26 protein-coding genes and 1 tRNA gene are annotated in these 24,121 nt (G+C 56.6%); 14 read left to right on the top strand and 13 right to left on the bottom strand.

Translation table 11 applies throughout. The features are described from left to right. Positions 1–7 precede the first annotated feature (7 nt). Positions 8–1,660, bottom strand: coding sequence for a thermosome subunit beta (gene thsB, locus WKI84_RS08140; protein WP_337863044.1), 1,653 nt, complete (start codon positions 1,658–1,660; stop codon positions 8–10). Between the two features lie 256 nt (positions 1,661–1,916). Between thsB and WKI84_RS08135 the strand changes: the two genes are divergently transcribed. The 5 genes from WKI84_RS08135 to WKI84_RS08115 all read left to right on the top strand — a co-directional run bounded on the left by WKI84_RS08135 (position 1,917) and on the right by WKI84_RS08115 (position 5,858). Beyond that, positions 1,917–2,276 (top strand): hypothetical protein, encoded by a 360-nt coding sequence (locus WKI84_RS08135; RefSeq protein WP_337863043.1) that lies wholly within the window; start codon positions 1,917–1,919, stop codon positions 2,274–2,276. A gap of 151 nt (positions 2,277–2,427) precedes the next feature. After that, positions 2,428–2,601 carry a hypothetical protein gene (locus tag WKI84_RS08130; protein ID WP_337863042.1) on the top strand — a complete coding sequence of 58 codons (174 nt, stop codon included), beginning with the start codon at positions 2,428–2,430 and terminating at the stop codon, positions 2,599–2,601. Positions 2,602–2,731: 130 nt separating this feature from the next. Next, a complete protein-coding gene (locus WKI84_RS08125; protein ID WP_337863041.1) occupies positions 2,732–3,340 on the top strand; it encodes a hypothetical protein in 609 nt (202 codons plus the stop codon). 305 nt (positions 3,341–3,645) lie between these two features. Next, on the top strand, positions 3,646–5,352 hold the full coding sequence (locus WKI84_RS08120) for a M12 family metallopeptidase (protein WP_337863040.1): 1,707 nt from the start codon (positions 3,646–3,648) through the stop codon (positions 5,350–5,352). Between the two features lie 137 nt (positions 5,353–5,489). Further along, positions 5,490–5,858 carry a YbaY family lipoprotein gene (locus tag WKI84_RS08115; RefSeq protein WP_337863039.1) on the top strand — a complete coding sequence of 123 codons (369 nt, stop codon included), beginning with the start codon at positions 5,490–5,492 and terminating at the stop codon, positions 5,856–5,858. Positions 5,859–6,036: 178 nt separating this feature from the next. Here the strand turns inward: WKI84_RS08115 and WKI84_RS08110 are convergent, their stop codons facing one another. From WKI84_RS08110 to WKI84_RS08095, 4 genes are read right to left on the bottom strand one after another with little or no spacing between them, the layout of a single operon-like run. Beyond that, positions 6,037–6,660, bottom strand: a complete 624-nt coding sequence (locus WKI84_RS08110) for a tRNA (cytidine(56)-2'-O)-methyltransferase (protein WP_337863038.1) — start codon at positions 6,658–6,660, stop codon at positions 6,037–6,039. Then, positions 6,599–7,780, bottom strand: coding sequence for a GTPase HflX (hflX, locus tag WKI84_RS08105; protein ID WP_337863037.1), 1,182 nt, complete (start codon positions 7,778–7,780; stop codon positions 6,599–6,601). The genes WKI84_RS08110 and hflX overlap by 62 nt, the downstream gene beginning before the upstream one ends. 2 nt (positions 7,781–7,782) lie before the next feature. Next, entirely contained in the window at positions 7,783–8,247 is a 465-nt protein-coding gene (locus WKI84_RS08100; protein WP_337863036.1) for a multiprotein bridging factor aMBF1, read from the bottom strand. Between the two features lie 32 nt (positions 8,248–8,279). After that, positions 8,280–9,392 carry a phosphate uptake regulator PhoU gene (locus WKI84_RS08095; protein ID WP_337863035.1) on the bottom strand — a complete coding sequence of 371 codons (1,113 nt, stop codon included), beginning with the start codon at positions 9,390–9,392 and terminating at the stop codon, positions 8,280–8,282. 112 nt (positions 9,393–9,504) lie between these two features. On the opposite strand from WKI84_RS08095, the gene WKI84_RS08090 reads away from it, so the two are divergent. The 6 genes from WKI84_RS08090 (at position 9,505) to WKI84_RS08065 (ending at position 13,569) form a co-directional block, all read left to right on the top strand. Then, positions 9,505–10,005 (top strand): PUA domain-containing protein, encoded by a 501-nt coding sequence (locus WKI84_RS08090; RefSeq protein ID WP_337863034.1) that lies wholly within the window; start codon positions 9,505–9,507, stop codon positions 10,003–10,005. A gap of 1 nt (position 10,006) precedes the next feature. Next, positions 10,007–10,342: a nascent polypeptide-associated complex protein gene (locus WKI84_RS08085; protein ID WP_337863033.1), complete on the top strand. Its 336-nt coding sequence runs from the start codon at positions 10,007–10,009 to the stop codon at positions 10,340–10,342. 51 nt (positions 10,343–10,393) lie between these two features. Then, positions 10,394–10,891 (top strand): hypothetical protein, encoded by a 498-nt coding sequence (locus tag WKI84_RS08080; protein ID WP_337863032.1) that lies wholly within the window; start codon positions 10,394–10,396, stop codon positions 10,889–10,891. A gap of 103 nt (positions 10,892–10,994) precedes the next feature. Beyond that, positions 10,995–11,612 (top strand): hypothetical protein, encoded by a 618-nt coding sequence (locus WKI84_RS08075; RefSeq protein WP_337863031.1) that lies wholly within the window; start codon positions 10,995–10,997, stop codon positions 11,610–11,612. Between the two features lie 158 nt (positions 11,613–11,770). Beyond that, positions 11,771–11,992: a DUF4332 domain-containing protein gene (locus tag WKI84_RS08070; protein WP_337863030.1), complete on the top strand. Its 222-nt coding sequence runs from the start codon at positions 11,771–11,773 to the stop codon at positions 11,990–11,992. 77 nt (positions 11,993–12,069) lie between these two features. Beyond that, positions 12,070–13,569, top strand: a complete 1,500-nt coding sequence (locus WKI84_RS08065; RefSeq protein ID WP_337863029.1) for a dienelactone hydrolase family protein — start codon at positions 12,070–12,072, stop codon at positions 13,567–13,569. Between the two features lie 104 nt (positions 13,570–13,673). Here WKI84_RS08065 and WKI84_RS08060 read toward each other — a convergent pair whose 3' ends face one another. From WKI84_RS08060 to WKI84_RS08030, 7 genes are all read right to left on the bottom strand, one after another. Next, positions 13,674–15,587, bottom strand: a complete 1,914-nt coding sequence (locus WKI84_RS08060; RefSeq protein WP_337863028.1) for a sensor histidine kinase — start codon at positions 15,585–15,587, stop codon at positions 13,674–13,676. Positions 15,588–15,730: 143 nt separating this feature from the next. Then, positions 15,731–15,802: transfer RNA gene (locus WKI84_RS08055), tRNA-Gly, on the bottom strand. A 412-nt stretch (positions 15,803–16,214) separates the two neighbouring features. Further along, positions 16,215–17,111: a sugar phosphate isomerase/epimerase gene (locus WKI84_RS08050; RefSeq protein ID WP_337863027.1), complete on the bottom strand. Its 897-nt coding sequence runs from the start codon at positions 17,109–17,111 to the stop codon at positions 16,215–16,217. 9 nt (positions 17,112–17,120) lie between these two features. Beyond that, positions 17,121–18,512, bottom strand: a complete 1,392-nt coding sequence (locus WKI84_RS08045) for a nucleotide pyrophosphatase/phosphodiesterase family protein (protein ID WP_337863026.1) — start codon at positions 18,510–18,512, stop codon at positions 17,121–17,123. Positions 18,513–18,576: 64 nt separating this feature from the next. Continuing rightward, positions 18,577–19,575, bottom strand: coding sequence for a UbiA family prenyltransferase (locus WKI84_RS08040; RefSeq protein WP_337863025.1), 999 nt, complete (start codon positions 19,573–19,575; stop codon positions 18,577–18,579). Then, complete coding sequence (locus tag WKI84_RS08035) at positions 19,545–20,414, bottom strand: sugar phosphate isomerase/epimerase family protein (protein WP_337863024.1); 870 nt, start codon at positions 20,412–20,414, stop codon at positions 19,545–19,547. The genes WKI84_RS08040 and WKI84_RS08035 overlap by 31 nt, the downstream gene beginning before the upstream one ends. A 15-nt stretch (positions 20,415–20,429) precedes the next feature. After that, positions 20,430–21,245, bottom strand: a complete 816-nt coding sequence (locus WKI84_RS08030) for a TatD family hydrolase (protein WP_337863023.1) — start codon at positions 21,243–21,245, stop codon at positions 20,430–20,432. 68 nt (positions 21,246–21,313) lie between these two features. On the opposite strand from WKI84_RS08030, the gene WKI84_RS08025 reads away from it, so the two are divergent. Both WKI84_RS08025 and WKI84_RS08020 read left to right on the top strand, forming a co-directional pair. Continuing rightward, the gene (locus WKI84_RS08025) at positions 21,314–22,426 is read left to right on the top strand and encodes an alcohol dehydrogenase catalytic domain-containing protein (protein ID WP_337863022.1); all 1,113 of its coding nucleotides are present in this window, start codon (positions 21,314–21,316) and stop codon (positions 22,424–22,426) included. Between the two features lie 57 nt (positions 22,427–22,483). After that, positions 22,484–22,654: a hypothetical protein gene (locus tag WKI84_RS08020; RefSeq protein WP_337863021.1), complete on the top strand. Its 171-nt coding sequence runs from the start codon at positions 22,484–22,486 to the stop codon at positions 22,652–22,654. A 48-nt stretch (positions 22,655–22,702) separates the two neighbouring features. On the opposite strand, the gene WKI84_RS08015 is transcribed toward WKI84_RS08020, so the two are convergent. Then, the gene (locus tag WKI84_RS08015; RefSeq protein ID WP_337863020.1) at positions 22,703–22,948 is read right to left on the bottom strand and encodes a hypothetical protein; all 246 of its coding nucleotides are present in this window, start codon (positions 22,946–22,948) and stop codon (positions 22,703–22,705) included. Between the two features lie 349 nt (positions 22,949–23,297). Between WKI84_RS08015 and WKI84_RS08010 the strand changes: the two genes are divergently transcribed. Continuing rightward, a partial coding sequence (locus WKI84_RS08010; protein ID WP_337863019.1) for a hypothetical protein occupies positions 23,298–24,121 on the top strand: 824 nt, incomplete at its 3' end.

Genomic DNA, 24,121 nt, shown 5'->3' with positions numbered 1-24,121 from the left:
ATGCTAGCTACATGTCCCCCATTCCGCCGCCGTCCATGCCTGAGGGTCCGTGGCCCTTGCCCGGCATGTCGCTCTTGGACTTGCTGGCTGCTATCACGTCGTCGATGCGCAGTATCATGCACGCCGCCTCGGTGGCCGCGTTTATGACCTGTTCCTTGACAGCAAGCGGCTCATAGATGTCCTTTGCAGCCAGGTCGGCGACCTTGCCGTTTACCACGTCTATGCCGTACCTCGCCCTGCCCGTGCTGCTGTTCTTGGAGCGCAGCTGCACCTGGGTGTCAAGCGGGTCCATGCCTGCGTTTTCCGCCAAAACTATCGGGATCGTCTCGATGCCGTCGGCAAACTTTTCTGCCGCAAGCTGCGACCTGCCGGAAAGCGTGGACGCCCACTCCCTCAGCTTGAGCGAGGCAAGCGCCTCTGGAGCGCCGCCGCCCACCAGCACGTGCGGGTACTCGACGACATCTTTGACGGCCATGATGGCGTCGTGCACCGAGCGCTCTGCCTCGTCGACCACGCGCTGCGAGCCTCCGCGCACAAGGATGCTCACCGACTTGGGGTTCTTGCACTCCTCCACAAAGACCCACTTGTCGGTCTCTACCTTGCGCTCCTCAACCAGCTTGGCAAAGCCGAGGTCGCCTTCGGACAGCTCGTCCAGGTTGGTGACCATCCTGGCGCCGGTCGCCTTGGACAGCTTGTACATGTCGCTCTCCTTCACCCTGCGCACTGCAAGCACGCCTGCCTTGGCAAGGTAGTGCTGCGCAATGTCGTCGATGCCCTTCTGGCACAGGACGACGTTTGCGCCGCTTGACGTTATCTTGTCTACCATCGACTTTAACATGCGGTTCTCTTCGTCGATGAATTTCTGCATCTGGTCCGGCGAGCTGATGTTTATCTTGGCGTCAAACTCGGTCTTTTCGATCTCTAGCGGCGCGTTTATGAGCGCTATCCTGGCGTTTTCGACGCGCTTTGGCATGCCGCCGTGCACCACTTCCTTGTCCAGTATTATGCCGTGGACAAGCTTGGTGTCCTGTATGCTGCCGCCCGCCTTTTTCTCGACCTTGATGTTGTCAACGTCGACCCTGTAGCGGTTGTCGCCGGCCTTGTCTGCTACAGCCAGCACCGCGTCAACCACGATGTCGGACAGCTCTTGCGCGTTTGACGACACTATCTTGGACGCCATGGACGTGCGGGCCACCTTGTTCAGGAACTGCCTGTCTTGCGGGTCGACCTTTATGGCAATCTCCCTGAGAGTCTCGATGGCCTTTTGCGACGCCTTTTTGAAGCCCTCGACGACGACGGTCGGATGCACGTTCTTTGTGATCAGCTCTTCTGCCTTTTCCAACAGCGCGCCTGCAAGGACCACAGTTGACGTGGTGCCGTCTCCCACTTCATTATCGGTGGCCTTGCTTATCTCCACCATCATCTTTGCCGCCGGATGCTGCACGTCAATCTCCTTCAGAATGGTGGCGCCGTCGTTTGTGATTGTGACGTCACCCAGAGTATCGACGAGCATCTTGTCCATGCCACGGGGGCCCAGGCTCGTACGCACGATTTCAGCGATAGTCTTGGCCGCGGTGATGTTGTTTCTCTGTGCTTGGTTGCCTTTTGTTTCAGAAGTGCCTTCCTTCAGAACTACTATGGGAACTTGCCCTGCTGACATATGGTTGGTTCACCTATGTTAGTAACGTTATGTGTGTAACAGGGTTATTTATGTTTTATTTTATGAAATTCCACGCCCTGCATGAGGGCCGTCTGCTCCCCTGCCATGACGCGCTCTTTTGCCGGCCGCCGCCATTTCTTAGCAGCAAATCTGAGGACTCGTATTTGCTGCTGAACCCTAAAAAATACTGTCGAGCAAAAGTTTTGTTTTGCCTTTCTTACTAGAAAAAGTGGACAAGAAAAGGTGGTGATGTCCGATGTTCCGCAGATTCGCAGATGCGCTGTCAAGGACAGCTGCACTGGCTGCCGGGGCAGTCGTGGCAGCACTGTCTGCCGTGCGTGCGGCGTTTGCGTCCAGCACGGGCTCCAGCCTCCCTCCAGAATACTCTGAGGTGCTCAGGCTGGCCCAGGAAAAGGTGCAGGCTGCAACCCAGCCGGGAGCGCTTGGAAACGGCGTGCCCATAATATCTGACGCTGGCGCGTCGGCAATGCTCCCCTGGCTGGGCATTGTTGCCGCGGCGGCAGCAATGGCAGCAGGCGTCTGCGCGGCCTGGCTCTCGATGCCAAGAACAAAGAAGGAGAGCAGCCGCTGCAGCCCAGTGCTAGCGGCGCAATAGCGCCGCCGGTCCAAAATCATTTTTTCTTCTTTTTTTCTATTCTGGCGCCGGCTCTACCAACAGACAGATAGTGAATGGAAGGCAAGAAGCGATAAATCTTATTTCTGTGCATATGGCTTGGCTAGCTAGCCAGGAGGCGAAAGGCTGTCGCATGACTATACGCATAGGTGACCGGATCCGCTGCAAGGACGGGACTGAGGGGAAAGTGGTCGACATCCACAAGTATGGCAAAGAGCACCACATAGTGATCAAGACGGACGCCGGAGAAGAAAGGGAGCTCAACCTCTCCGACTATTGCAAAGGCTGGATCGACCTGTTTCCATGAGCCGGCAAAAATGCCCGGCAACAGGATCGCTTGCAACATATCCCGGCCGATCTGATAGATACTCACCTTATGTGAGTAAGTGTTATATTTTTGGGCTGCAGGATCACTATGCAGAGAGAGGTGATGCTGTGTGGCATCGAGCAAGTATTTCAACAAGGGCGTGATGGCCCTAGATACACCCCATATCGGATGGGTGGTAAGGGAGACTGCCGACAAGATAGTGGTCTTTGGAGAAGGCGACGAAAGGTACGACATACCAAAGGACAAGATACGGTTCGCAAGCAGGAACGTGCTGATAGACCTGCCGTTCTACGAGATCGCACGGCAGTACAGGGTCAGCAGGGAAGCCCCGCTGCCGACAGACATGCAGCCTGTGCCGCCCTGGCCGAAGGAGTGGCCGCCGGACGTCGACCTTGCAACCTATGAAGGGAGGTACCCAAAATCGCTCTTTAACAAAGGGGTCAGGACGCAGGACGAGGAGCACGTCGGCCACGTGATGAAAGAGACTGCCGACAAGATAGTGGTCTTCGGGCATTACGACTGGCGCTTTGACGTGCCCAAGTCCAAGATAGTGGCGGTTGGAAGGAACGTCATCCTGGGGATGGACTACAAGGACGTGTTCCAGTACAGGGTGGACAGGAACGCCCCACTGCCTTCTGGCGAGTCTGTCGAAAAACTGGGCGACGAAGAAAAAAGCATGAGCGCTGATGCCCGCGTGACCGGCGGCGCATCAGCATAGCGTCCTTCCCATCCACCCACCCCCTCCATACTCTCTTTTTTTACAAAAAGCATCTCCATCTGACACTGTCTTAATCCGCTGCAAGCCTGCATCATTATTTTGGGCAAAACCCTCCTCCTTTCTGAAGCAGGGCCCTGCCATGGGAGGAGAGTACCGGATGATCACAAAGAATATATTCATACTTTCTAATGCAATTTCATAAATTTTGTGCATATGAAAGCAGTAGAATTGTAATATATGTTTGTATTATATTGTTTTGACACAGGTCTTATATACTTTCCTAATCACGTAACGCGAGATAAAAAATGTCATCTGATCGTGAAAGCCGGCGCAGGGAGGGAGGGCAGGGCGAGTTCTCGACATCCGATTCGGGGCCAAAGACGGGGTTCTGGTCTGGGCCCAATTTCGTGAACGCCAAGGTGGAATACATTGTCGTAAACGGGTGGGCTATTGCAGAGGGCGACATCTGCCTCGGGACGGAGGAGGAGCTGAAGAATAGCAACGACCCGAAATACCTGGACAGAAAGGTGGCAGAGGAACAGGCGCGGGAGGCAGAGGTCGATATTTCAGGGCTGCCTACAAGGGCGGGTGTCATCAAGGACACCCGCTACAGGTGGCCAAACTGCACCATGTATTACGAGATAGACCCGAACCTCCCGAACCAGGCCAGGGTGATCGACGCGATGAAGCACTGGACCGAAAAGACGGGGTTCAAGTTTGTGAAAAGGACGACCGAGCCCGACTATGTCTACTTTACGGACCAGGGCGGCTGCTGGTCGATGATAGGCAGGAGGGGCGGCAAGCAGATCATATCCCTCGGCTCTGGCTGCAGCACGGGGAACGCCATACACGAGATAGGCCACGCACTGGGGCTGTTCCACGAGCAGAGCAGGAACGACAGGGACACCTACGTGAGGATCAACTGGGCAAACATCGACCCGCAGTACCAGTCCAACTTTTCGCAGTACCTCAACAGCGGAGTCGACATCGGCCAGTACGACTATTGCTCCATCATGCACTACCCGCCAAAGGCGTTCTCGACAAACGGCCAGGACACTATAACGGCGCTCAAGCCGGGCGCCGAGTGCATGGGCCAGAGGACAGGCCTCAGCCCGCACGACATCGCCGCCATAGCGCAGATCTATCCAGAATGCCGCCCTATCGACAGGTGCCTCATCTACGCGCTGCAGGCAAGGAGGGCGTACAAGATGTACACCAGCACGAAAATCAGGCGGTACCTCTGCCTCTTTTACTATTATCTGGCGCGCTACTACTGCTGCAGGTACGCGCAGACCCGCAATCCCCAGTACCTGCTGCTGTGCCGGCGCTACAGGATGGCGTACATACGCTGCACGACAATAGTGGTGCCTCCAAGGCCGATACCGACTCCGCAGCCGATACCTATTCCGATACCCCCGCCCATCCCGACCCCGCCGACGCCGCCGACCCCGGTGCCATCAGGCGACATCGGTGAGGAAGAGGCAACAATGATGATGATGACGACTATGGAGGGGATGGAGGAGGAGTGCCCCGAGTGTCCCCGCGAGATGGAAGAGGAGCTTGCCGCCATGGGCGAAGAGGCCATGATGATGGAGCAGCAGCCGCCGGAGGGCATGCTGGAGGAGGAAATGATGGCGATGGAGCCGGAGATGATGGAGGAGGAAGAGCTGCTGATGATGGGTGGCGAAGAGGCCATGATGATGATGATGGAAGAGGGCCTGTTCGAAGAAGAAGAGGTGATGATGATGGAAGCCCCTGTTGCCCCGTTGCCGCCCGTCCCCCTGCCTCCACCAGCTATACCGCAGGTGCCTCCAAGGTGCAGGTACTACAGGAGCCGGGCATTGTGGTGCCTAAACGCGTACAGGAGAACGCACGCCAAAAAGTACCTCTGCTGCTTCTACCTCTACGCGATGCGGTACTTTTGCTGCCTGTACAAGTACACCCAGAACCCCGTGTACCTGCAACGCTGCAAGTACTACAGAAAGCTGTATGCGCTATGCGTACAACGATGATGGCTGCAGAGCGGTGTGTGTGGGGGAGGTGGAGGAACTTCTTCTTCTCCTCCCACCCTTTCTCTCTCTTTTTGTCGCAGGAGAGATAGAAAGTCATAATATGCAAAAAGTGCAATTACCTGTGTGGTAGTTCTGCGATGAGCAGCCAGGTCACAGTCACCGGCAAAGTCCATTTCGGCCCGGACGCCGTCCCTTTCGACGGGGCGACGGCGTACATAAGCCTGCTCGACGTTTCCAGGCAGGACGCGCCGTCCAGAACGGTGGCAAAGCAGGTGATAAGGGGCGCCGCCTACTCTGCCGGGAGAAAAGAAGAAGAGATCGAGTTTGCCCTGAGCGGCACGATCGAGGACCCGAGGAACACGTACGTCGTGAGCGTCCACATCGACGTGGACGGGGACGGAAAGGTGAGCGTCGGCGATTACATCACCACCGGCCTCTATCCCGTGGCGACGCAGGGCAGCCCGACAGAAAACGTCCAAGTCCTTGTACAGCGCGTAAAGTCATGAGGCAGGCCGTGCATCTCTCTCACACGCAGCCTCTTTCTGTTTTTATAAGAAAAAGTGATGTGCACCTTCTTTAACTAACTGATGATGATGTCAGTCGAGGTGCATTTCCTCATCTCGCTGAATGGGCGATCGGCGCAGGTTAGTGTCATCACTGAAAAAGGGTCTGAGAAACGGTGGATTAAAGGTTACTACTGCTGTCGCCGTCGTCGTTTTCTCCTTCCTCTTCTGATGCCGACACTGTTGCCACTACTTTCTTGCCCCTCTCCGTAGGGACGACCTTCATCCTGCCGCCGGCAAACTCTTTTTTCAGCTGCCTGCCGCCGTGCAGCCTGTCAAGCAGGATGGCAAGGGCGGCTATCTCTGAATGCGGCTGGCTGCCGACAGACACGTTATAGTCGGCCATCTCGTAGGCTTCCCTTGGCACTTTCTCGGCGCCTATTATTATCAGCAGATCGCTGCCGTCGTCGCGCATTTTGTCTGCTATATCGTCGACGTTGAGTCCGTACATCGTCAGGTGCGCTATCTTGCCGCCCGACTTTTTCCACGCCCTGGCGACTGCCTTCCAGTCGTCTATTATCTCGACAGAAAAGTCGCCGCCCCACCTCCTGCCCACCGCGGCGACTGTCTCCTTGACGGACTGGTCGATGCCTGTCATGAATATCCTGTCGGCGCCAAACGCCCTTGACACCAGCGCGGCGTGCGTCGTGACCCTGTCGTCCCGGACGAGCCTGTGGCCTATCCTAAGCACCGCTATTATCTTCTTTTTCTTTGTCTTGCTTGGCATCCTGTTTTCCCTCATCATCCTTTACCTTCTCTGTCTCAAACAGCATCGACCTTGCCAGGTTCTTCAGCTGGTCGATGTTGAATCCGGTCCTGGCAGACACCGGCAGGGCGCGCCGCGACGCCAGTATCCCGAGCTGTCCGGCCTTGTCAAACGCGTCCTCGACCGTGGTGAGGTCGACCTTGTTGAGGACATAGATTATCCGTGTCTCCGGGACCTGAAACTCTCTTATCACGTCAAGCGAGCTTGCCAGCTTTCTCCTTATCTCGTCCACCGGCTCGCTTATGTCCAGCACCAGCAGCACCAGGCTGGCAAAGGAGAGCTCTTCAAGCGTCGACTTGAACGCGTCTATCATGTACGCCGGCAGCTTGCTGATGAAACCCACCGTATCGAGCAGCAACACTTTGTCGCCCTGCAGGTCAATCGCCCTCGTGTACGTGGAGAGCGTGGTGAACACGCTTGCCGCCGTGGTCTTGGTCTCGCCAGTCATGGCGTTGAACAGCGTGGTCTTGCCAGCAGACGTGTAGCCGGCAAGCGAGATTGAGAGCAGGCCCGACTTGACCCTCTGGTTCCTGTACAGCTGGCGCTTTTTCACTTCTTTCTCGAGTTTTTGCTTGAGCGCAGCCGCCCTCCTCTTTATGTCCAGAATGTAGACGTCTGCCTCGTACTTGCCAAGGCCGTAAAAGCCTGGCTGCTCGCTCCCCCTTGCCAGCCTGACGCTCTCTCTGGCGCGGGTCATGTCGTAGCGCAGCTGGGCCAGCTTGATCTGCGTCTTTGACTCGGTCGTGCTGGCCCTGCGCTCAAATATCTCCAGTATCAGGCGCTCCCTGTCCCGGACCTCCACCTTGGTGACGCTTGCCAGGTTGAAAGCCTGGCTCGGCTTTAGCACTTCGTCAAACAGTATCGTGTCCGGCTTGATCTCCTCTGCGATGGCCCTGACCTCTTCGGCCTTGCCCCTGCCTATGCCATAGCGCGACTTGGCTATCTGGCGCTGCGTGACTATTTTTGCAACCGTATAGCCGGCGGCATCTGCAAGCGCGACTGCCTCGTTTATCGCCCGCTCGTCCGGGTATGTAATAAGGATGGCGCGCCTGTTGGCTCTGGCAGCAGGGTCTACAGAAGACGGCGGTGGAGGAGGCATCCTTATTGCTGCCTGCCCTTGTCGTCGTCGTTGCTGTCGCTCAGGGGCACGTACAGCTTGATCCCGAGGTGGCGCTCGAGCTTTTTTGCAAAGAGCTCGTCGGGCTTGAGCGCGCCCGTCTCAAACCTCCTCAACAGGTTGGCCTTCTCGCTCATCTGCATCCCAAGCTGCTCGTGCGTCAGGCCCTTTTTCATCCGCGCCTCCCTGATCAGGCGGGGGAACTCGGGGTCCAGCATCAGCTCGTCGGACATGGTTATCCTTGCCGGAGCTTTGGGCGCTGCCGCCTTTTTCTTTTTTGCAGCAGCAGCCGTCGCAGCCGAAGCCGGCACGTAGGGCTTGCCGCGCCTGGAGCAGGCCGCGCAGACCTTGAAGACGCTGCCGTCCACCACTATCATCATCATCTTTCTTTCGGGGCTGGCAGAGCGGCCACACAGCTCGCAGTAATAATGTGACGACGACGAAGACATGTTCTACAACTAACAGCTCATGCCAAGGCGATTTAGGCTTTTCTGAGGGTCTGCTGGACGGTCATGTTGAGCACTATCTCGCCTATGTCGCTTGCGTACTCGGCGACGCGCCTGATGTTCTCGGTTATCAGCTTTATCCTGTAAATCTCGCTGGCGTCGCGGGACTTGGACACCGATTTCAGCACGGCCTTCTCGTACTCGTCTATCCTGCGCGCCTTTTCAATCGCCCTGTCCGCGGCTTCATAATCGCGCTTGAACATGGACAGGCACGCGTCGTCAAGCACGTCTAGCGCAAAGCTGCACATGGCGTCTATCTTTTCAACGGCCTCCTTGTTCACCGGCTGCCGCATCTCGATGATGTCCTTTGAGATGATCGTGGCGTGGTCGGCTATGCGCTCGACCGACTTGGCTATCACCCTGTAGCCGAGGCAGTTGCGCGGCTCCTCAAGGCCGATCTCTTTTAGAAGGTGCTCGTTCTTGATGGCTATTTTCAGCTGGCGCAGTATGTAAAAGCTGAAACGGTCCACCTCGTCGTCGGACCTTATCACCTCCTCGGCAAGCTCGACATTGTTCTCTGCAAGGGCCATCATCGCGTCCCTGTACATCGACTTGGCTATCAGCAGCATGCGCTTGAACGCCGCGTCCACGGACAGGTCGAGCAGGTTGATGAGCACCTGGAGCGTGATGCCGCCGGCGCTGTCTGCGATTATCTCCGTCCCCATCAGGATGCGCCGGGCTATGTTTTTGATGACGTCGCGCTGCTCCACAGAGAGCCGGCCGTCCTTTGGGACGATGTTTATGACGTTGTAGCCGAGAAAATAGAGCGCAATCAGCTTGCGCGCAATGAAATACGGGTTGTGGTCCTTGGCTACCTCTATGGTGGCCTCCCTCTGCTCCTTCACGGCCCTCTTGGACGCCGGCGATATCTGCAGCGTAGAGTTGCCCTGCCGGGCTATGACCACGTGGTCGCCCTGCTTGAGCCCAAGCTCCTGTATCCACTTTTTCGGCAGCGAGACTATGTAGGACGAGCCGCCTGTATACTGCAATTTGCGGGTCTCCTCTCCCCCTCCTCCTTCGTGTTGCTGGTGCTGTTGCTGGTGCTGGTGGTGATGGTGGCCGCTTTTGCCTTCAGCCGCGCTTTCCATGAAAAGAGTGGCCGCTTGATTCTATATATGCGTACGCCGTCACTATATAGATGGGCCGGGTGCCGGGCGGTGGCACTGTATTTATGTGGGGGGCGCGCGCCACGGACTGTAGTTGAACCCGCTGCCGCTCGACCCGCTTGAGAAGGTCTGCCGCCACGTGGACGCCATATTCGGCCCAGGCGTGTCAGACGCGCTGCCAGCCGGCGACATAGAGTTCGAGTTCTCCCGCCGGACCGGCAGGATAAAGAATTTCAGCATCGAGAACAGGCTGGCCGCGACGCTCCGCACGGACGGCGGGCTTGCACTCACCATACACGGGGCGCAGTTCCTTTTGCAAAACAGCAAACAGTTTGCGCAAAACTGCGTGTCGCCGGTGGGAGAGGCAGTCCCGTTCGTGAGCGAGGGCCGCTCGCTCTTTTGCCGCCACGTGGCCGGCTGCGGCTCAAACGTGCGCGCCGGCTCGGACGTGGCAATCGTCGGCGACGGCATGAAAAACGTGATAGCAGTCGGCATAGCCGTGCTGGGCCACTCCCACATGAACAGGTATTCCCGGGGAGTGGCGGTCAGGACCCGCGAAGGAATAAAAAGCAGGAACGGCACTCTGAAAGAGTGACATGATGCGCGGCAACCGCGAAATGAGGCGCATGCTGGACAGGATGGGCCTCGACATGAAAGAGATGCCCGACGTCGAGGAAGTGGTGATAAAGACTGCCAACAAAGAGTTTTTCCTCATCAAGCCGCAGGTGATCGAGATGAAGGGCAAGGACAGCACCATCTTCCAGGTGGTCGCGACCGACATCGAGGAAAAGCAGCGCGAGGTGCCGACCTTCAAGGAGGACGACATCGTGCTCGTGATGACGCAGGCCGGAGTGTCGAGGGAAAAGGCGATCCAGGCGCTGACCGAGTCCAAGGGCGACATGGCGCAGGCCATACTGACCCTGACCACCTAAGAAAGAGATCCTCATACTTTTAAATAACCCTGCGGGTGCATCTCTCCCATCTTGGCACACGAGCATCCCTCTTCTGCTACTACTACTGCTGCTACTACCACGGTTTCCCACTCTGCCGTAGATTCCATCATCGGCGCCCTTGCACAGCTTGAAGGCGAGATAGACGGCATGAACGCCCGCGTGGAGGAGATGAAGAGGCGCCTCATGGCCCGCTCTAACGAGCAGGTGGAAAAGCTAAAGCAGCAGGTGATTGCGGCCGCCAACGAAGAAGCCAGAAAGATAGTAGAGGCTGCAAGGGCCGAGGCGGAAGCCGAGTCTGCGCAGATAACCAAGGAAGCCGAAAGGAGCCTTGCTGCCATCAAAAAGAACATCGACGCCTCGTTTGACAGGGCGGTGGACAGCATTGTCCGGACGGTGCTGGGCCAGGAAGCCGCTCTGGCAGCCGCCGATGCGCCCAAGACCGAATCCGGCAAGAAGGAACAGGCCAAGCCAGCTTCCGCAGCGGCCAAGATCAAGAGGTACACCGCAGACGGCAAGCCCGTGAACTGAATCTCTTGTCTGGTTTGACCCGGCTAAAAGCTTAAAAGCCATTTTCCCCAGAGTCTAGCTGTAGAATGAAACGCCCCTGACAAAGGAGCTTTTTCAATACAGGGTGGCAGTGGCGACTGTATCAGGCCGCTCCTACTACCACATCACCAAGGCGCTCAAGTCGATGGAGGTAGGGTACGACTCGCTGTCGCCTGAGCAGGCCGCGGCATCTGACGCCAAGATAGTGATAACCACAAGGGCCGAGGCCGACAGGGTGGGCCACAAAAAGAACGTGATACTGGACAGCGAGCTGGATGCGCCGGCAGTCGCCAAGGCAAAGATACTGAGGGGGATACACGGCGCGCCGGTGGACGACCAGCTGGTGATAGGCATGGACCCCGGAAACAGGATAGGCATCTCGGCCATCTACATGCACGAGGAGATAGCGAGCATGGTCGAATCGTCGCCGCAGGCTGCGGTGGAGCAGGTGGCCGCCCTGCTTGGGGGCATAGCCTCGCGCAGAAAGGTCGTCAAGATAGGGGACGGCAAGATAATGATGGCAAAGCAGATAGCCTGGGCGCTAAAGAAAAAGTTCCACGACGGCGTCGAGGTGGAGATAGTGAACGAGTACGGCACGTCGCAGAACGCCGAGGCGAACAGGCGGGGCGCGCGCGACAGGTCGTCGGCAAGGACCATCGCCTTCCGGACCGGGAGGCCCTTTTCCATCGGCAAGAGCCGGTGATCATGATTTTTTCTTACGCGCCTGCGTCTTCCGCCATCGTCCTGCCAAGCAAAGCCTGTCCGTGTAGGCAAAATCCTGCTCCATTATCGCATCTACGTACTTTGTAAAGGCGGCCTTTCTTCCAAAAAAAGCATCTGACTTTATATCAGGATGGGAGCGTGGACGAGCAGGCGGCCGGGCTTCTTGTGCTGTCAGGCAAGATAGACTCGAAGGAAAAACTGGCCGAGTCAGACCCTGCCGAGCTCTTTGCAAGGCTCAAAAAGTCGATAGAGGCGGGCCAGGTAAAAGTACCAAAGAGCTTTACGCTGGACAAAGAGACAGTCGCAAGCTGGGTGCGCTCGGCCAAGGTAAAGAAGACCGGCATCACCGGCCCTGCCTGAAAGAAAGGAAAAAGAAACAAGCAAGCCATCAAAAGTCGTATACTCTTTTAACTTTCCGGGCAGTCTAACTAATTGTAATGGCTCCTGGAGAAGAAGAGGGGTTTACGGGCCGTGGAGAGAAGAAAAAGACAAAACACAACAACAGGGCGTCGCCGCCGCCAATAACAACAACTCTGCTGTCCGGGTTTGTGCTTGCCTCAGCTTTGCTAATAATCTTCCCTGCGTTTGGTGCTGTCACCACCGCCTATGGCACAGCAACAGCCGCCGCCGGAGGCGACAATGGCGACGGCGTGCAGGTCAGCGACAGCATTTCTGCAGACACTACCGCCACTACTTTGGGATCCAGAGACGGCGGCAATAGTACCGCAGCGCCGGGCATGTTTAGGGGCAAGATCTCGAGCGTCCAGATGGGGGAAAGCAACAACAGTGGCGGCGAGCCTGAATGGATCCAGTCCGGCATCTGGGTCCTGCGAGCCGGGCCGGGCGACAACCCGCAAAATGCGACCCTGGCGGCGCGCTTTTCAATGGTCATGGTGAACGGGACTGCCATGCACGAGCACAGGGTCTACGGCCTGCAGCTGGCAGACTCTGCAATGGATGGAAACGGCACCCGCACCTTCAGCGGGACTGCGACCGTCACGATGAGGAGCGGCCCCGTGCCTGACGTGCCCATCCAGATCACGATCTTTAACGATTCCGTGCTTGCGATGCGGGTCGGCCCGGAAAAGATAGACTCGCATTTTGGGACTGACCCCATCTACGGCATCCTCTCGACACCTGCTGCAGCCAAAAGGGCGGCAGAACCAGGCGGGCAGATCAGCAGCAGCTCTGCAACGACGCCCAAGAACTCTGCTGCCGTCGAGCTGGAAGGGCTGGCAAGATCCCGCTCTGTCAACTATTACGGCAACGCCACAGGGTATCTGGTCTACCCTGAAAGCGGCAACAGGACGCAGCGCCTGCCCGCGGTGGTCATGATCCACGAGTGGTGGGGGCTGAACCAGAACATCAAGAACATGGCAGAGCAGCTCGCCAAGGAAGGCTACGTGGTCCTTGCAGCCGACCTTTACAGCGGAGAGGTGGCGACCGAGCCGGGCCGCGCGCAGGAGCTGTCAAGGTCGGTCAGGGACAACCAGCAAGAGGCCGTCAAGAACCTCAACGCAGCCGTCGAATACCTGTCCAGGCTGGACAACGTCGACAGCTCGCGCATCGCGTCCCTTGGCTGGTGCTTTGGAGGCGGCCAGTCGCTCCAGCTTGCGCTCAATTCCGACAGGCCCCTTGCGGCCACCGTCATATACTACGGGAACCCCGTCACCGACCCGCAACAGCTGTCCAGGATCACCTGGCCTGTGCTGGGCATATTCGGCTCGGCAGATCGGTCGATCCCTGTAGACACTGTCAACCAGTTCAAGAATGCCCTCGACTCTGCCGGCGTCAAAAACGAGATCCATATCTATGAAGGCGTGGGTCACGCGTTTGCAAACCCGTCCGGCGACAACTATGCACCGAAAGAGACGGCTGACGCGTGGCAAAAGACAACGGATTTCCTGAAGAGGAACCTGCTGCAGGCAAGTACGTAGAGAGAAAAAGGGGGAGAGAGAGCCGCCGCCTGCCCTTCCTTTTTCTCTCTGTGCTGCGATTTGCACCCCGCCTTGATTACGGCGGGAGGGAGTAATCAAAGGCTTCAGGACTTTGACAGGGGAATAGAAAAGGAAAAGGTCGCCCCTCCCTTTCCATCGGCATTGTTCTCGGCCCAGATCCTGCCGCCGTGCGCCTCTATGATGGCCTTTGAGATATAGAGGCCCAGGCCCGTCCCTCCGATATTGTTTGGCGACGAGGCCGAAGCAAATTTCTGAAACAGCCGCGGCAAGATATCCGGGGCAATCCCGCTCCCCATGTCTTTTACCCTGACTATTACATTTCCTTCGCCGGCGCCGCTGCTTTTCTCTGCGGTTATGGTTATTCTTCCTTCCGCCGTGAACCTGATGGCATTTTGCACCAGGTTGGTCAGGACTTCGTACAATTTCGACTGGTCTGCTTCGATAACCAGGTCGCCTGCTTCTCCTCCTTCCTCGTTGCTGCTGGACTCGAATTCTATCCGTATGCCTTTTTTCTTGCTTTCCGGCATGGAATTGTTTGCGTCGGCGATCACGTTTTCGATCAGTCTGCCGAGCCCAAACTTTTCCTTGCCCAGCCTAAAAGTCCCGCTTTCAATCCTTGCCGCCTGCAGTATGTCCGAAGAGAGCCGCTCCAGCCTCTTGACGTTTCGAAGGATAATGTCGTAGTATCTTTCAGAGAGCATGATCATGCTCTCTCCATCAGAGTCCCTGACAGACCTGACGGTATCTATCGACGTCAAAATCGGGGTAATCGGGGTGCGCAGCTCGTGGGCCGCGATGTTGATGAACTCTTTTTGCAGCTTGTCGTTCTGCTTCAGCTGCTCGTTTGCGGCGACAAGCTCGTCCGTCTTGGCGGCCAGGGACTGGGTCCTTTCGGAGACGGTTCTTTCCAGCCTCCTGTTCCAGTATATCACCAGGGCGCCGATGAACACGGCCGCGGATCCTACCACGGCTATCCGGGCGGCGCTGGCAAACCTCTGCTGGTCGATGAATGCTTTTACATCGGCGGCGATTTCGTGGGGCACCTTTGTGAAAACGACTGCGAAACTGGCCTCCCCGTCTCCTATCCTGACATGCGAGTATGCGACGCTGGTCACCTGCCTGCCGACAGTAAAGTCTGCCACGTCTGGCCCGGAAGAAGAAGAGGCGAAGGGATTGGCAAGTGCATGCTGCACGAATTCCTGCAATTTCTTGACATCTTCTTCTCCATTCCCGCCGGCCGTCGCTGCCTGGTACTCTGCGCCCAGGTAGTTTGTCCCTGCAAGGTCTGGATTTGGGCTGTGGAGCACGGTCCCACTCATGTCCACAAGGTCGGCTGAAACCCTTTTTTCCAGAGAGATCCGGCTTTCAAGGTATTCGCCCACCTTTTCAAGCGGCACCCCTGCATATACCACGCCTTCGAAGCTGCCGGTCTGGCTGTCTATTATAGGGTAGGAGACAAAGAGCCGGTCTGCCCCATCAGGTGAGCGCTCTGCCGGGCTGCCGGCATGGCCTCCTCCTTCTCCTCCTCCTATGCCGTCCCTCGCGCTTGCGAACCAGCTCCGGTCGCTCATGTCCGCCCCGACGGACAACTGCTGCACGTAATCGGGATTTTCTTTGCCGGCGCTGCCCGTCCAGGCTATTGTTCTGCCGTCCCTATCCAGCCACCCATAAGAGTCGGCCAGGTCGTCGTCGCTGCCTGCCTGTTGCATCAAATCCAGAAATGCCTTGGCTTCCTCGACGCTCTTGTTCTGGACAGGCGGTGCCTGCGCGACCAGCCGTACTTTTTGCTGGATGCCTTCGAGCCTGGTTGAAAGCGAGTCTGCCAGATCGTGCGCCAGCATGCGGGCAGTCGTCCTGTCCTCTCCTGCAGCAATCTCAATTACCTTGCCTGACGCGTCGTTGAAAAATTGATAACTGGTAAATGCCAGCAGTATGGCAATTGCAGCTATTGCAGAAACCAACAGAAGCGGCTGGATCCGGCGTGCTGCTGCACTCATGCTACTGCTCTACCGCCCTGTAAATCGTCTATAATATTTAATCTGATGTGGCCCTGCGCCCTTCTTTCAGACACGCCCTGCGCACAATTTTTTTCACACAGCTACGAAGTTAGCCAAGCCCGGTTAAGGGATGTTGTAAAGGATGCGGTCACCGGGATTCGAACCCGGGTATCGGGCTTGGGAAGCCCGAGTCATAACCACTAGACCATGACCGCTCTATGTTGTAAGTAGCCATCTTGCTTCGATATTAAAATCTTGGCGATGCAGAGTGCCTCTTCCCAAGCCCGGGATCGCGGGTTCAAATCCCGCACTTGCACTTTTCCTACAATGGCACAGCTACAAGGTGCTGCAGGTTTTTCATTTCATATCCTTGGGTCCACGCAAGCAAGCGATATAGTGCATCGTGCAGAAATCTCTTTTAATTTTTCTGCTGCACAGCATCAGCAACTTTTTAATTTTTTTACCTCCCGATAATGGCTGTGCACCAAGGAGGGCCTGGGGTGGACTATAATGATACCAACAACCTCAACCCACTCGTATGCGAAATATGCAAAAGGAATCTTGACAGCCTAAAATGTTTGCCGTCTTGAAATTCCAATCCAATCTTCCGGGTATTTCAAACGTCTTTTATGGAGATGACCTGCCCTTTTCCTTTTCGATATTTTTGACAAGCTCCAGCCCCCTTTTTGTCGCGTGCTCATAGTTTTTGTCTGCAATGTTCGGCTCAAAACTGACATAGCCGCCATAGCCAATCCCCTGCAGGCCGGATACGATTGCTTTGAAATCAATGTGCGCAAACCCCGGCATCTTTCTGTTGTTGTCTGCAAAATGCGTGTGCACAAGGCGGCCCCGGCAGGCGGCTATCGCACCTTCAAACGAGTCTTCCTCTATGTTCATGTGGAAAGTGTCAAGCAGGATGCCGAGCTTTTCCACCCTGTCTGCCACGGCAAGGGCGTCAGCCGCGGTGGCACAATACGGCGTGCTGTAGCGGTTCAGCGGCTCAAGCGCAAGCGTGACCCCGTTGTCTGCTGCGTAGCTGCACAGCCTGGACAGCACGGGGAGCGCCCTCCAGGCAACCCGCCTCTTCTCTTCTGCGGCGATCGTCCCGTGCGTCCTCTCAAAGAGGTCCCTGACGCTGTTGCCTCCTCCACCTCCACCTCCGCTGCCGCCACTGTCATCGCAATCATCGTCTGCAAACAGGCAGACATTCATCACGCTGCCTCCAAGTTCGCTGCACATCCTGACGCAGCCCTCCACATATTTCTCGGCTGCTGACACCCGGCTCTGGTCGGCGCTCAAGAGTTTTCGCATCCGCCCTTGCCTGCTCGCCCTCCCCCACATGCCAGTCACCCCGCATACCTTGAGGCCAGTCGTGCTGAGGGCGTCCTTCAATCCCTTGATGTCCGCCTCGTCAGGCTCGCCGTACATTTCCACCGCGTCAAAGCCCTGCGGGGCAAGCCTGGCGATAGTCTCTTCGACCGGCTCTATCTTTCTAAACGAGGCAAGGGTGATCGAATATTTCATTTTCATTGATCATGCCCCTGGCGGGAGGAGGCACTTGCTTATGATGTCCGTGCACCTGGCGACGCCGGAAGAATTTGCGACGCCGTGCTTTCTGTTTGAAGCGTAAAACGAGAGGCCCTCGCCTGTTTCCAGGTCGGGCGGCCTCCCGTGGGAGCCTCTGACGAGGCTCGCATCGAGGGGAATAGACCTCGTCTTTGCGTCAAAGAAAAGCTCCACGGGGTCGTAGCCGGGCTTGCGGTGTATGTCCACCCTGCGGGCAAAGCTTGGCGCCTTGTTCTCGCCGTCGTACCACCAGTAATAGCTGAACCATTTGTTGCGCTCTGCAACAGCGACAAGCTCGCCGCTTCGCTCGTGGTCTATCCTGAGCGTCTTTTTTTCCTCGGCGCCTAGAACCCTGTCCACCCCTTTTGTGGCTTCAAGAACCTTCCTGGCCTCCTTTTCGGACCTGGCGTCCTGCACAAAGATGTGCGCCACCTGGTGGTCCACCATCGCAAACGCCTTGCTGAACTCAAAATCGAGGTATTCTTTCCCTTGTATGTCCCGCACCGCAAGCAGGCCCGCGTCCCGCAGCGCCAGGTTGAGCGGGACTGCCCCGTCCACGTCGTTGAACGAGTACTCTGACACGATGACAAACTGCGTCCTGTCGCCAATTCCAAGCTCCTTTGTTTTCTGGACCAGCCTTCCCACTATTTCGTCTGCCTTTTTGAGGTCGTCTCTGACGCGCATGTCCGACCTGCCAAATCGCTGGGCAGAATAGTCGACATGGGGGATGTACACGAAAAGCTGGTCTGGCCGCTTTTTCTCAAGCGTATATTCTGCAGCGCGGGCGATCCACTCGCTCGACCTGGGCGACGCAAGCGGGCCCCAGTAGCTTGCCAGGTCGAACTCTCCAAGACTTTCTTTCAGCTCTTCATCATAGTATCCGACCGGTTTTGAATAGCACCACATCACCATCCCGTCGTCAAGGTGGATGGGCCTCGGGGTCACCACGATGTCGGCATCGGCATACATTGTGTTTTGCCAAAACAGCACCGCCGTCGCAGCAGCAGTGGTAGTGGTAGTGGTGGATGGCCCGGCCTCTCCGTGCCCTTTTTGCTGCATTCGGCGTCGCCTGTCCCACACCCTCTCTGCCCTGACAAGCGAGCTTGGCTGCTCCCAGAACGACACGGAATATGTGCTCCTGTCATAAAGCCCGTTTGCCACTATCCCGTGCTCGCTTGGATACCTGCCTGACAGCAGGCTGGCCTGAACCGTGCACGTTACTGCCGGAAAGACCGGCTCCATTTTTGCATACTCGCCAGCCCCGGCAAGCCTGGCAATGTTGGGGACAAGGCCGGATTCGAGGTGCTCTGTTTCGAGCCCGACTATGTCAAGAACGATGGAATATTCCGGCGCAGCCATCTTGATTTTTTTGCAACCGTCCCAGCCGTCGTATCGACGGATGTCTCTTAAAAGAGTTATAGCGTCAGGTTACATACAGCCTTTTTGCAAGGAGGAAGGCAGGCACCGCAAAGAGCAGGGTCGCAAGGCCATACTCCAGCCCCGCGCTGCCGGCCACAAACACGGAATCAAGCACCACTATGGAGAGGACCATGTTTTTGACGGCGTGCGAGACGCGCGATGGAGAGCCGCTGCCCGCAAGCCGCCGATCGTTGACAAAGAAAAAGAAGATGGCCGCCATTACGCCGGCAAATATCGCCAGGTTCACAAGAAACTCTGGCTTGAACTGCAAAAGAAACAGCCCGACGGCAGCGATTGACACTACGACCCCGGCGATGATTAGAAACGCTGCGTAGACGCTTGGCCCTTCGTTGCGGCTGCTACCGTTGCTGCTGCTACTACCACTGACTGTTGCTTCTTTTTTGCTCAACATCATTATCGCGACGACGTATGCAAATTGCATGGCTGCGGCAAATACCGCTGCTGCCAACAACCGCTCCTGGCCAAAAGCAGCCGCTGAAGATGCGACGACGATGACGGTGGTGATGGCAGGACTTGCCCCAAGGATTACGTTGAGAAACCTTGTTGCGCCCATCGCAAAAGCGGCCGCCGGCCCCCGCTTGAGGCTATAGTCGTATGCAACTATGGCCCCTGTCAGGGCTACAGATATAGCAAGGCTTGCAAGAGAGTTTACCGTCAGGGCGATTGTCGCATTTGCCGCAGCGATGGCCGCTATGGCGATAGCCAGGGCATGCGCTCTTGGAACCCTGCCGGAGGGCAGCGGGCGGCCCGGGCGCTCTCGCCTGTCTGTTTCCATGTCAAAATAATCGTTCAGCGCGATGCCTGCGACGTACAGGAGCCCGGAAGAGACCATGAGCGAGACAAGGTGGAAGCCGTTTGCCTGTACAAGCGGGACTGCCGCAAAGTACCCAGCCAGTATGTTTGAGGGTGCCGTAAAGACGTTTGGCAGCCTGATCAAAAGGAGGTACTGCTTTAACGCGTTGATTCGCCCATGATCCTGCAAAGGTGGCTGTACGCCTCCTGCGCCGCCTGCACGGGGCAGTCCTGATACGGATAGAGCTCGACTGTCACAAACCCGTCATAGCCTATGTCCTGCATGGCCGCAAAGACGGGGCGGAAATCTATCTCGCCCCTTCCGGGTATCAGGTGGTTGTGCACCCTGCCCTTTATGTCTGCAAGGTGAAAGTGCTCGATGTATTCTGCCAGCTCGTATACCAGCCTGGCAGGGTCTTCGTTTACGCAGTAAAAATGGCTGATGTCAAAGTTGAGCTTTACGTAATCAGAGTTGACGCTTCTGATGAACTTTTTGAACTGCCCTGAATTTTCCAGGAGCAGCCCAGGCTCTGGCTCGATCAAGAGTCTGATGCCCTCTTCTTCTGCCACCTTTGCCGCCGGGCGCAGGGCATCGAGAAACACCCTTTCATTCTTCTCTCTTTCGCCGCCATCATTTGCAGAGGGAGAAGCGACGGGCCCGCCCGGCTCGGTGGAGAGGTTCTTTGCTCCAAGCCTCTTTGCCAGCCGTATGCAGTCGACAGTGTGCTGGATGCGCACCTCCCTCAAGCGCCCGTCCCCTTCTATCCACGAGGGGTGGTAGACGTCGCCGCCGCCCCCCGCCGCTCCATAGAGCGTAAAGGCGTTGAGGTTTGAGATTTGCATCCCGTGCGACGAGATTGCGTCCTTGACCTGCTGCGCCCGGGCTGTTTCAAATTCAGCAGGCGGGTAGGCGTGTGGCACGTCGCACAGGATCTCTACCCCCTGGTATCCTATCCCTGCTATCTCTTTAATCGAGTCCTGCAGCGAATACCGCTTGAAGGCGTTGGTGCTAAATGCCAGCTTGACCATATCATTTTCTTCTTCTTAGGGCTTCCACGTGAACCGGGGCGACTGCTTGAAGAACTCGTAGGCATTATAGAACGTCACCTGCTCTATCTCGTTGGCGCTGAACCCTGCTTTCCTCATCTCCCTTGCCACGAGGGGGACGCTCAGCGGGTCGGAGACGCCCCAGTCTGCCGCGCTGTGGACCATTATCCTCTCGGTGCCGTATTTTTTGATCATGTTGATGGCCCTCTCCGGCGACAGCTTGGTCACGGGGTACACCGAGAGTCCGGCCCACATGCCAAGCTCGAGCGTCTTCTGGATGGTCTCTTCGACGTTGTGGTCGACCAGTATCTTGCCGCGCCTGTAGCGGCGCCGGCCCTCGTCGCTGTTCAGTATGTTCTCGATCCTGCGCATGCCTTCCGGCTTGCTGTTGTGCGGCAGGTGGACGGTCATCAGCATGTCCCGCTCGGCGGCGATGTCCATCTGCTTTACAAAGACCTCCTCCTCAAGGTCGTTTATCAGGTTGTAGCCTATCTCCCCCACTGCGACGACCCTTTCGCGGTCAAGGTACTTCATCATGGCTTTCAGGGCGTCCAGCGCCAGGGGCCTCTCCATAGCTTCTTTCGGGTTCACCGAAATGCAGACGAAATGCTCTATCCCAAAGTCCTTTGCCCTCTTTGTCTCAAACGTTATCATGTGCTCCCAGTAATCCTCAAACGTGCTGACTCCTGTGCGCGGCGTGCCGAGCCAGAAAGAGGGTTGAACTATCACCTCTATCCCTGCTTTTGACATCGCCTCATAGTCGTCAGTCGTCCTGGAGTACATGTGGATGTGCGGCTCAAACAGCCTTGCCATTATAATGCAGATAACTGCCGCAAACCCTTTTTAATCTTGTAGAACAAACTTCGATAGTACCTTATCATTTGCAAGCAAGCGACACCGGAAGCAGCAGCAATGGCGACATAGTAGGAAAGGAGGACATGCAGGCAGCCGTCTTTTACGGCCCAAACAGCATTTCAGTGGAGAGGGCGCCATCGCCGTTCTTGCAGGGCCGGCCCGCCCTTGAGGTAAAGAGCTGCGCCGTGTGCGGCTATGACGTGCGGGTCTTCAGGAACGGGCACCGCAAGGTCAGTCCCCCCGTGATACTGGGGCACGAGATATGCGGCCAGGCGACAGAGAATATCGACGTGCGCGGCGGGGTGAGGATAAGGAAGGGCAGCAGGGTGGCGCTGTATCCGATAGTGCCCTGCCTTGCCTGCCAGTACTGCCACGCCGGCCAGTACAACATGTGCACAGACCTCCAGGAGATAGGCTCCACGCTCGACGGGGGCTTTGCGCAGTACGTCGGCGTCCCGGAGCAGACCATAAAGATAGGCGGGCTAGTGCAGGTCCCAGACGGCCTGAGCGACGAGGAAGCCTCCCTCCTTGAGCCCCTTGCGTGCTGCCTCAACGGCATCTACCAGATGGGCCCGTTTGCGGCTCCAGCGCGGCCGGCAGTCATAATCGGCGACGGCCCGGTGGGGCTGCTGCACCTGCAGCTGTTCAAGAACCTGGTGGGTGCAAGGACTGCGGTTGTAGGCAGGGTCCAGTCAAGGATGCACAAGGCCAGGTCCATGGGTGCAGACGCGGTGCTCGAATACGGTGACGACGACGATGATGTTGTTGCGGCAGCCGTATTGGATTTCACGGGCAAGACCGGTGCCGGCAGCGTCGTGATCGCGGTGGGCAGCCCTGCCGCCTTTGATCTTGCAGTAAAGGTTGCAGGCAAAAACTCGAAGATAAGCCTGTTTGCCGGCATGCCGGGCGCGCAGAGGTTCTCATTCGACGCCAACTGGCTCCACTACAACCAGGTGTCTGTCATGGGGGCGTTCAGCTCGGTGCCGGGCAGGCTGGAAGAAGCCGCCAGGCTTGCAAAAGAGGGGATCGTCGACCTGTCGCAGATAGTCACCCACAGGTACTCTCTGGCCGAGGTTGAGAAGGCGATCCACACAGCCGAGACGTACAGCGGCCTGAGGGCGGTCATCAACAAGTTCTAGGGCGAGATATTGTGAAATCAGGGGGGAGAGAAGAGGCAAGCCCAGGAGGCCGTAAGCATGGGCAAGATGAACCAAAAGCTGCTAGGGGAGCTGCAATGCGTGATATTCTATCACAAGTTCATAACGGTCATGCTGTTCCCGCTCGATACTTTTCAGGTGCTGGCGGCAGGCACCGGAAAGATGCAGAGGATGTCGAGCAGCTTGCATTCAAAATCAAGGATTTGTTGAAAGCATACTAGCGTTGTGTAAAAAAAGCCCCGGGGCGTCACCGGGAGTTTACTGGCACGTTACAGAGCCGCCCGTGAACAGAGACAGCAAGAATGCGCCAAGATCCCATACGGTGAGGTTGTTGCTGGCTGCAACATTGCCGATGCCTGCTCTTGGCTCAGTCTGGCTGGAAGAGTGGGCTCCCATGACGCCCTGCGTCCCGAGGTAGGATGCAGCGACGCCAAAACAGTTTTCCGAAGCGGCCGTTGCGTTAGGGACAGCAAATGCTGCAAGGACGGCAGCTGCTGCAATCATTCCGACGTATGTGCGATATTTCACAGACGTAGACATAATAGATAGATTATAAGACTATAGTAAACATCTTCTAGAATAATTCCATCTGCGCAATTGGTGCCGTTGCCAATGGCAATCTTGATCTTTGTATTGGCGTATGTTGCAAAGGTACCGTCAATCGTCCTGATGACGGTATCGCATTCACCTCACCGCCTAATCGGGCAGCTTGTTCATCTTGCTACACCGCACTTTGTAGATATGGCCGTTGTTACTCCTCTACCCAACGTGCTACATATGGGCTCCTTTGTCCTGAATGCCGCGGACCTCTGTAGCTTAAGGAAGACGAATCGTAAACTCATTAATATCATATTTGGCGCTGTATCCTGTGTTTCTTGAAAAGGGTCCTGCCAAACTTGATGGAGGCACTTGCCACAAGAACTCTGTAAAACGCGTCTTTCTATCATCGCTATTGGTTCTCACGTCACTATCATCGTTTTTTGTTCTGTTTGCTCCAACTATTCCTGCGGCGCAGGCACTGAATGGAAATCTCTATGTGAGCAGTTGGGGTACTGATGAAGTGAAGCGGTATAGCGCCAGCTCTGGCGCTTTCATCGACACCTTTGTATCTGCAGGAAGCGGTGGATTAAGCCAGCCGGGAAGCCTAACCTTTGGCCCAGACGGCAACCTGTACGCAATTGGAAATCTGAATGATGTCAAACGCTACAACGGTACAACAGGGGTTTTCATCGACACCTTTATTTCGGAAGGGGCTGCTACTCTGTCCTTTAACGACTTGGCCTTTGGCCCAGACGGCAACCTGTACATCAACATTGCAACAACGTACGGGCCTCCAGAACAAATCATCCGCCGCTACAACGGCACCACCGGCGAACTGATTGATGCTGTTTTTACTTGGACTGGTCTATTGAAAGGAGGCGGTCTCGCATTCGGGCCTGACGGAAACCTGTATGTAGGTGGCCACGTGTATACCGTTACAAACAGCAGCCAAATCAAGCGCTACAACGGTACAACAGGCGAATTCATAGACAACTTTGTCCCACATGGAAGCGGCGGACTGTTCTTTCCCGCCAAACTCGTATTCGGCCCAGACGGCAACCTGTATGTAACAGACCGTTTTAAAGGTGAAATCAAGCGCTACAACGGTACAACAGGGGTTTTCATCGACAACTTTGT

Origin of the sequence: Nitrososphaera sp. (assembly GCF_037447015.1) — an archaeon.
In the GTDB taxonomy this organism is placed as follows: Archaea; Thermoproteota; Nitrososphaeria; order Nitrososphaerales; family Nitrososphaeraceae; genus Nitrososphaera.
This window is presented reverse-complemented; position numbering and strand designations above follow the sequence as displayed.

Coding starts and splice junctions, on each gene's coding strand:
- WKI84_RS08065 (WP_337863029.1), top strand. CDS start 12,070: ATGGCTCCTGGAGAAGAAGAGGGGTTTACGGGCCGTGGAGAGAAGAAA.
- WKI84_RS08110 (WP_337863038.1), bottom strand. CDS start 6,660: ATGATGAGGGAAAACAGGATGCCAAGCAAGACAAAGAAAAAGAAGATA.
- WKI84_RS08035 (WP_337863024.1), bottom strand. CDS start 20,414: ATGGTCAAGCTGGCATTTAGCACCAACGCCTTCAAGCGGTATTCGCTG.
- hflX (WP_337863037.1), bottom strand. CDS start 7,780: ATGCCTCCTCCACCGCCGTCTTCTGTAGACCCTGCTGCCAGAGCCAAC.
- WKI84_RS08050 (WP_337863027.1), bottom strand. CDS start 17,111: ATGAAATATTCGATCACCCTTGCCTCGTTTAGAAAGATAGAGCCGGTC.
- WKI84_RS08015 (WP_337863020.1), bottom strand. CDS start 22,948: ATGATTGCAGCAGCTGCCGTCCTTGCAGCATTTGCTGTCCCTAACGCA.
- WKI84_RS08115 (WP_337863039.1), top strand. CDS start 5,490: ATGAGCAGCCAGGTCACAGTCACCGGCAAAGTCCATTTCGGCCCGGAC.
- WKI84_RS08130 (WP_337863042.1), top strand. CDS start 2,428: ATGACTATACGCATAGGTGACCGGATCCGCTGCAAGGACGGGACTGAG.
- WKI84_RS08020 (WP_337863021.1), top strand. CDS start 22,484: ATGGGCAAGATGAACCAAAAGCTGCTAGGGGAGCTGCAATGCGTGATA.
- WKI84_RS08120 (WP_337863040.1), top strand. CDS start 3,646: ATGTCATCTGATCGTGAAAGCCGGCGCAGGGAGGGAGGGCAGGGCGAG.
- WKI84_RS08095 (WP_337863035.1), bottom strand. CDS start 9,392: ATGGAAAGCGCGGCTGAAGGCAAAAGCGGCCACCATCACCACCAGCAC.
- WKI84_RS08045 (WP_337863026.1), bottom strand. CDS start 18,512: ATGGCTGCGCCGGAATATTCCATCGTTCTTGACATAGTCGGGCTCGAA.
- thsB (WP_337863044.1), bottom strand. CDS start 1,660: ATGTCAGCAGGGCAAGTTCCCATAGTAGTTCTGAAGGAAGGCACTTCT.
- WKI84_RS08100 (WP_337863036.1), bottom strand. CDS start 8,247: ATGTCTTCGTCGTCGTCACATTATTACTGCGAGCTGTGTGGCCGCTCT.
- WKI84_RS08030 (WP_337863023.1), bottom strand. CDS start 21,245: ATGGCAAGGCTGTTTGAGCCGCACATCCACATGTACTCCAGGACGACT.
- WKI84_RS08060 (WP_337863028.1), bottom strand. CDS start 15,587: ATGAGTGCAGCAGCACGCCGGATCCAGCCGCTTCTGTTGGTTTCTGCA.
- WKI84_RS08085 (WP_337863033.1), top strand. CDS start 10,007: ATGATGCGCGGCAACCGCGAAATGAGGCGCATGCTGGACAGGATGGGC.
- WKI84_RS08135 (WP_337863043.1), top strand. CDS start 1,917: ATGTTCCGCAGATTCGCAGATGCGCTGTCAAGGACAGCTGCACTGGCT.